The sequence below is a fragment of the Streptomyces sp. SID14478 genome, assembly GCF_010548525.1.
Taxonomy (GTDB): Bacteria; Actinomycetota; Actinomycetes; order Streptomycetales; family Streptomycetaceae; genus Streptomyces.
Window position 1 is genome coordinate 1 of record NZ_JAAGMG010000882.1, and the last position, 7,477, is coordinate 7,477.

The window sequence follows — 7,477 nt, forward strand, 5'->3', positions numbered from 1 at the left end:
GGGCGCTGGTGCCGGGGCTCGCGCGGGCGGCGGACTCGCGCGACGACGCGGATCTGGTGCTCCGCTGCCTGGACGAGGCCCGCCCGGTCGCGGTCGTGGACGACGTACGCCCCCGGGTGACGCTGCTGCGCCTGGCCGACCTGGTCGGCGACCGGCGGGAGTTGACGTCGGAGGGCACGTGGGCGCGGGTCCTCGCGCACGACGCCGGGCACGGTACGGAGTACGCGCGCACGGTGCTGGCCTGGCTGGACGCCGGATGCGACATGGCGGGCGCGGCGAAGGCCCTCGCCGTCCATCCGAACACGTGCCGGTACCGCCTGCGGCAGGCGCGGGAACAGGTGGGGCTGGACCTCGACGACCCGGACGAGCGGCTGGTCCTGTGGCTGGAGGCGAGGCTGGCCGGGGCGGGGGGCGCCTGAGCGTCCGCGGGGTTCCTGTTTCGATCGCGGCCGCGGCCCGGTGGGGGCGCATCTCCCGATGGAGGCGCGGCGAAGCCGCATGCCTCCAGGGGCGCGGGGAACTGCGCGAGAAGCCCCAGCGGCCGGCAGCCGCGATCGAAACAGGCCCCCCCCGCAGAGCGGACGCTCAGCGCAGCCAGGACTCCAACTTCCTTTCACACTCCACCAGTTGAGCCACCGGCACGAATTCCCCCGCCGTATGCGCCAGCACGGGATCCCCGGGCCCGAAGTTCAGCGCGGGCACCCCGAGCTCCGTGAACCGGGCCACGTCCGTCCAGCCCAGCTTCGGGCGCGGCTCGGCGCCGGGGCCGCCGAGGACACCGACCAGGGACGCGACCGCGGGCCGGTCGAGGCCCGGCAGGGCGCCGGGCACGACCTCCGTCACCTCGAACTCGTACTCCGCGGGAAAGAGACCCCGCACGTTCTCCACGGCCTGCTGCGGCGAACGGCTGGGCGCGAAGCGGGCGTTGAGGGAGATGACGCAGGTGTCGGGCACGACGTTCCCGGCGACCCCCGCGCGTACGGCGACCGCGCTGAGCCCCTCCCGGTATTCGAGGCCGTCGATGACCACCCGCTCCGGGACGTGTTCGTCCAGCAGGCGCAGCACGGGCGCGGCGCGGTGCACGGCGTTCACGCCCCGCCAGGCGCGGGCGGTGTGCGCGCGGGCGCCGCGCACGGTGACGTCGGCGCAGAGCACGCCCTGGCAGCCCGCCTCGACACCCGCGTCGGACGGCTCCATGAGGATCGCGAGGTCGGCGGCGAGCAGCTCGGGCCGCTCGGTGGCGACGCGGTGCAGGCCGTTGCGGTCGCCCTCGACCTCCTCGCACTCGTAGAAGACGTACGTGATGTCGCGTACGGGCGAGGTCAGTTGGGCGGCGAGCCGCAGGGCGACGGCGACACCGCCCTTCATGTCGCAGGCGCCGAGCCCGTACAGGAGTCCGCCGTCGAGGCGCGCCGGGAGGTTGCCCGCGGCGGGCACCGTGTCGAGGTGCCCCGCGACGATCACGCGCTCGGGGCGGCCGAGCGCGGTGCGGGCGACGACGGAGTTGCCGATACGGTCGACGTCGAGGTGCCCCAGCGCGCGCAGGGCCGCCTCGACGGCGTCGGCGAGCGGACCCTCGGCGCCGCTCTCGGAGGGCATGTCGACGAGCGCGCGGGCCAGTTCGACGACGTCGGCGGACAGGTCGAGGGAGGCGGGGTCGGTCACGGGGGCGGGTCCTTCACGGGCTGGTCGGTAACGAGGTCCGGTCGGTCAGGTCGGTCAGGTCGGTGACGAAGGCTGATCGGTCACGAGGACTGATCGGTCAGGTCGGCGACGAAGGCTGATCGGTCACGAGGGCTGATCGGTCACGAGGGTTGATCGGTCACGAGGGCTGCCGGCCCTTCACGAGATTGAGCTTCGAGTGCTTGGTTCCGTAGAGCCAGTAGAGGACGAGCCCGACCGCCATCCACGCGCCGAACGCGATCCACGTGTCCGTACCGAGGCTGAACAGCATGTACACGCAGCAGGCCACGCCGAGCAGCGGCACCACCGGCGACCACGGCACCCGGAAGCTGCGGGGCGCGCCCGGGCTGCGGCGGCGCAGCAGGATCACGGCGATGTTGACGAGGGCGAACGCGAACAGCGTGCCGATGCTGGTGGCGTCGGCGAGGCTGCCCAGCGGCACGAGGGCGGCGAGCACGGCGATGAACGACGACACGATGACCGTGTTCACGCGCGGCACCCCGCTCCTGGCGTGCACCCGCGAGAAGACGGGCGGCACGAGCCCGTCGCGGGACATCGCGAACAGGATGCGGATCTGCCCGTACTGGACGGTGAGGACGACACTCGTCGTCGCCACGACCGCGCCGACCGACAGCAGGATCGGCCAGAGGCTGCCGCCGCCGACGGCCCGCACGAGGACCTGGCTCAGCGTGGCCTCCGTACCCGCGAAGTCCCGCCACGGCATGGCACCGAGCGCGGCGACCGCGACGAGCACGTACAGCGCCGTGACCAGGACGAGGGACAGGATGATCGCCCGCGGCAGGTCGCGCTGCGGGTTCTTCGCCTCCTCCCCGGCCGTCGAAGCGGCGTCGAAACCGATGTACGAGAAGAAGAGCGAGGCGGCGCCCGCGCTCATCCCGGCGGCGCCGAGCGGGAACAGCGGCCGGAAGTTGCCCGCGCGGAACGCGGTGAAGGCGACCGCGCAGAACATCAGCAGGGCGGCGACCTTCACGCCGACCATGACCACGTTGGCGACGGCGCTCTCCTTGGCGCCCCGCAGCAGCACCACCATGGCGAGGACGACGATGGCCGCGGCGGGGATGTTCAGCACGCCTCCCGCACCCGGCGGCGCACTGAACGCGTCCGGCAGGGTCACGCCGATCGTCAGGTCGAGCAGCTCGTTCACGTACTGGCCCCAGCCGACCGCGACGGCGGCGACCGACACCCCGTACTCCAGGATCAGACACCAGCCGCACACCCAGGCGACGAGTTCGCCGAGCGTCGCGTACGCGTAGCTGTACGAGGAGCCGGCACCGGGAATCATGCCCGCGAGCTCGGCGTACGACAGCGCCGAGAACAGGGCCGTCACCCCGGCGAGCACGAACGAGACGACGATCGCGGGCCCGGCCTCGGGCACCGCCTCGCCGAGGACGACGAAGATGCCGGTGCCGAGGGTGGCACCGACGGACAGCAGGGCCAGCTGCCACATGCCCATGGTGCGCCGCAGCGCATTGCCGGAGGCGGCGGCAGCGGCCACGTCCTGGCGCCGGGTCAGTCTCTGTAGGTCCACGCCCCGATGATGCTGAGCGAGACAGCCCCGGATTTGATCACATCCGCCAGAATGCCCCTCCCCTTTTTGGCCGCCAGGCCAAGCCGAGAAACGCGAGGAACTGCGCGACCACCCCCACACCCACCCACGCCCTCAACCAGGCACACGCCCAGGGGCGCGAGGAACTGCGCGAGAACCCCCACGCCCCCGCACCCACCCACGACGCTCAACCAGGCAGACGCCCAGGGGCGCGAGGAACTGCGCAAGAAGCCCCACGGCCCCGCACCCACCCACACCCCTCAACCAGACACACACCCAGGGGCGCGAGGAACTGCGCAAGAAGCCCCACGGCCCCGCGCCCACCCACATCCCTCAACCAGGCAGACGAGAAGGATCCCGGCCTTAGGCCGCCAGGCCAAGCCGAGGGGCGCGAGGAACTGCGCGAGAACCCCCACCACCCCGCACCCACCCACACCCCTCAACCAGGCACACGAGAAGACCCCCCGATCCGCGCGGCTAGCGCAACGCGTCGGCGACCTCTCGAGCCGCATCCATCACCCGCGGCCCCACCCGCTCGGGCACCGCGTCGGCCAGCATCACGACCCCGACGCTGCCCTCTATCCCGGTGACCCCGAGCAGCGGCGCGGCCGCGCCACTCGCGCCGGCCTCCAGTTCGCCGTGGGTGAGGGTGTAGCCCGGGTCGGGCAGCACGCCCTGCCGGGAGGCGAGGATCGCGCGGCCCGCGGCCCCCTTGTCGAGCGGATGCCGGAACCCGGCGCGGTAGGCCACGTGATAGTCCGTCCAGGTCGGCTCGACGACGGCGACGGCCAGCGCCTCGCTGCCGTCCACCAGCGTCAGGTGCGCCGTCGCCCCGATGTCCTCGGCGAGCGAGCGCAGCGCCGGCAGCGCGGCCTCGCGCACCAGCGGATGGACCTGGCGGCCCAGGCGCAGCACACCGAGGCCGACCCGGGCGCGGCCGCCCAGGTCGCGGCGGACGAGGGCGTGCTGTTCGAGCGTGGCCAGCAAGCGATACACGACCGTGCGGTTGACGCCGAGTTTGTTGGACAGCTCGGTCACGGTCAGGCCGTGGTCGGTGTCGGCGAGCAGTTTGAGGACGCGCAGTCCCCGGTCGAGCGTCTGGGAGGTCTCCGCGGTCACGACGCCCACTCCTTAGTGGTGAGGGTCGGCGGTCTCCTACGCGGCGGTTGCGCCGCCTGTCCCGTGGGGCGACGCGCGTCAGAGCCGCCGGTCGGTGATCAGGCGCTGGGCTGCATAACTGTCTGCATGACGACTGTCTGCATGACGACGACTGTTTTGGACGTACCGGCTGCGCTCCGCGGCGGCGCTGCCACGGGGCGTGTGCGTTGCCGGGAATGTAGCGAGGTCGTCCCGCTGAGCGGAAGACTCCGTCCAGAATCCGGTCAACGCGGGGCCGGAGTTATGGGCGATTGCCCACACTTGAACCGGACTTCAAGCCCCGACTTCCGCACCCGCCGCCGTCCGGACCGACCCGCCCCCGCCTTCCGAACCCGGCCTCCGAACGCGCACCGTCCGGCCCGACCGGGCCCGGACTCACGTCATCCGGGTCGCCCACTCCTGGACCTTGGCGATGCGCTGGCGCAACTGCCCGGCGGTGGCCTCGGCGCTCGGCGGTCCGCCGCACACCCGCCGCAGCTCGGTGTGGAGGACGCCGTGCGGCTTGCCGCTCTGATGGACGTACGCGCCGACGAGGGTGTTGAGCTGCTTGCGCAGCTCCATCATTTCCTTGTGGGAGACGACGGGCCGTCGCTCGGCGGGCATCTCCAGAAGGTCGGCCTCACTGTCGGGCTTCTTCCTGCTGTGCGCGATCTGCCGGGCCTGTCGCTTCTGCAGCAGCATCTGCACCTGGTCGGGTTCGAGCAGCCCGGGGATGCCGAGGTAGTCCTGCTCCTCCTCGCTGCCCGGGTGGGCCTGCATCCCGAACTCGGCGCCGTCGTACAGCACCCGGTCGAAGACGGCCTCGGACTCCAGCGCCTCGAAGGAGAACTGCTCCTGCTCGCCGGTGTCCTCGTCCTGCTCCTTGTTCGCCTCGTCCATCTCCTTCTCGGACTCGGCGTAGGGGTCCTCCTCCCCTTCCTTCTTCGGCTTGTCGAGTACGTGGTCGCGTTCGACCTCCATCTCGTTGGCGAAGCCGAGCAGGTCGGGAACGGTGGGCAGGAAGACGGAGGCGGTCTCGCCGCGCCGCCGGGACCGCACGAAACGCCCGACGGCCTGCGCGAAGAAGAGCGGCGTAGAGATGGTGGTGGCGTACACCCCGACGGCAAGGCGCGGCACGTCGACGCCTTCCGACACCATGCGCACGGCGACCATCCAGCGGTCCTCGCTCGCCGCGAAGTCGTCGATCCGCTTGGAGGCGCCGGTGTCGTCGGAGAGCACGACGGTCGCCTTGGACCCGGTGATCTCCCGGATCAGCTTCGCGTACGCGCGCGCGGAGTCCTGGTCGGAGGCGATGACGAGGGCGCCCGCGTCCGGGATGCCCTTCCTGACCTCGGTCAGACGGGCGTCGGCGGCGCGCAGCACGCTCGGCATCCACTCGCCGCGCGGGTCGAGCGCGGTGCGCCAGGCCTGACTGATCGCGTCCTTGGTCATCGGCTCGCCGAGCCGTGCGGCGATCTCGTCACCGGCCTTGGTCCGCCAGCGCATGTTGCCGCTGTAGCTCAGGAAGATGACGGGGCGGACGACGCCGTCGCCCAGCGCGCTCCCGTAGCCGTACGTGTAGTCGGCGGAGGACCGCCGGATCCCGTCGTTCCCCTCTTCGTACTGGACGAAGGGGATCGGGTTGGTGTCGGAGCGGAACGGCGTACCGGTGAGGGCGAGCCGCCGGGTGGCCGGTTCGAAGGCCTCCAGGCACGCCTCGCCCCAGGACTTCGAGTCGCCGGCGTGGTGGATCTCGTCGAGGATCACGAGGGTCTTGCGCTGCTCGCTGCGGTTGCGGTGCAGCATGGGCCGTACGCCGACACCCGCGTACGTCACCGCGACGCCCTGGTACTCCTTGCTGAGCGGGCCCGCGCTGTACTCCGGATCCAGCTTGATCCCTATGCGCGCGGCCGCCTCGGCCCACTGCTTCTTCAGGTGCTCGGTCGGCGCGACCACGGTCACCTGCTGCACGACGTGATGGTGCAGCAGCCAGGACGCGAGGGTCAGCGCGAAGGTCGTCTTCCCGGCGCCCGGGGTGGCGACCGCGAGGAAGTCGCGCGGCTGCTCCTGGAGGTACCGCTCCATCGCCCCCTCCTGCCAGGCGCGCAGCTTGTTGGCGGTGCCCCAGGGGGCGCGGCCGGGGAAGGCGGGAGAGAGGTGGTGGGACGAGGACGCGGAGGAGGCGGCGGTGGTAGTCACGGTCTCCGGTTACTTGAGATCGACGGCACAGCTACGTATGACAACCGGGCCACCCTACCGGTGCGCCGGTTGACGGGCCCGACGGACGAGGCCGGGCGGGCCGCGGTTGGGACACGCGTCACAGATCAACTCGCCTGAGTACGCCCCGGTGTTCACGGGCGGTCGCCCTGGGTCACGCTGTCAGGGCCGTGACGTGGGCAGACGCTCCTCCAGCTCATCGGGACGCGGGCGGACGGCGCGGGTCACGGCGGCACGGGCGGACCGCGCGGGTCACGGGGACGCGGGCGGACGGCGCGCGGGTTTACCGGATGTGGACGGACGCCATGGGTCACCGGGCATGGGCGAACGCCACGGGCCACCGGACATGGGCAGGCGCCACGCGTCACCGGGGCGTGGACAGGCGCCACGGGTCGCCGGGGCGTGGACAGTCGCCACGGGTCATCGGGGCGTGGACAGACTCCACGCGTCGCCGGACATGGGCGGACGCCCCCAGGTCACTGGGCATGAGCGGACGCCCCGGCCCACCGAGGCATGGGCGGATGGCCCGGGTCCCGACGCCGGGCCACGACACGGGCGGAAGTCTCGGACCACCGGGACATGGACGGACGTCTCCGAACACCGAGCCACGGGCGGACGCCCGGCGCCACCGGAACATGGACGGACGCCCCGCATCACGACGTCAGACCCGCGCGCGCAACCGGGTCGCCACCCACGCCCCGACGAGCGCGACACACGCCATCGGCAGGAACACGGCCACGAAGGCCCCGGGATGCGAGCCGGCGCTCGCGCCCTGCGCCACCCCGTGCCCGGCCGCCCCCACCGATCCCCCGCCGAGCGCGGCGAAGGCGGCGCCCCCGGCGGCGAGCAGCAGCGCGTTCGACAGGCCGTCGG

Annotated in this window: 5 protein-coding genes and 1 pseudogene; 1 reads left to right on the top strand and 5 read right to left on the bottom strand. The window is 72.4% G+C overall.

The genetic code is table 11. The features are described 5' to 3' along the window. Positions 1 to 419 (top strand): helix-turn-helix domain-containing protein (locus tag G3I40_RS28950; RefSeq protein WP_164305461.1); only part of this gene is annotated, 419 nt, incomplete at its 5' end. Positions 420 to 585: 166 nt separating this feature from the next. On the opposite strand, the gene dapE is transcribed toward G3I40_RS28950, so the two are convergent. The 5 genes and pseudogenes from dapE to G3I40_RS28975 form a co-directional block, all read right to left on the bottom strand. Next, positions 586 to 1,665 carry a succinyl-diaminopimelate desuccinylase gene (dapE, locus tag G3I40_RS28955; protein WP_164305463.1) on the bottom strand — a complete coding sequence of 360 codons (1,080 nt, stop codon included), beginning with the start codon at positions 1,663 to 1,665 and terminating at the stop codon, positions 586 to 588. A 157-nt stretch (positions 1,666 to 1,822) separates the two neighbouring features. After that, positions 1,823 to 3,232 carry an amino acid permease gene (locus G3I40_RS28960; protein WP_343245049.1) on the bottom strand — a complete coding sequence of 470 codons (1,410 nt, stop codon included), beginning with the start codon at positions 3,230 to 3,232 and terminating at the stop codon, positions 1,823 to 1,825. 495 nt (positions 3,233 to 3,727) lie between these two features. Then, positions 3,728 to 4,369 carry a helix-turn-helix domain-containing protein gene (locus tag G3I40_RS28965; protein WP_164305465.1) on the bottom strand — a complete coding sequence of 214 codons (642 nt, stop codon included), beginning with the start codon at positions 4,367 to 4,369 and terminating at the stop codon, positions 3,728 to 3,730. 414 nt (positions 4,370 to 4,783) lie between these two features. Next, the gene (locus tag G3I40_RS28970; protein ID WP_164305467.1) at positions 4,784 to 6,586 is read right to left on the bottom strand and encodes a DEAD/DEAH box helicase; all 1,803 of its coding nucleotides are present in this window, start codon (positions 6,584 to 6,586) and stop codon (positions 4,784 to 4,786) included. A gap of 679 nt (positions 6,587 to 7,265) precedes the next feature. Beyond that, positions 7,266 to 7,477 (bottom strand): annotated as a pseudogene (locus G3I40_RS28975) (MFS transporter); the annotation flags it as partial.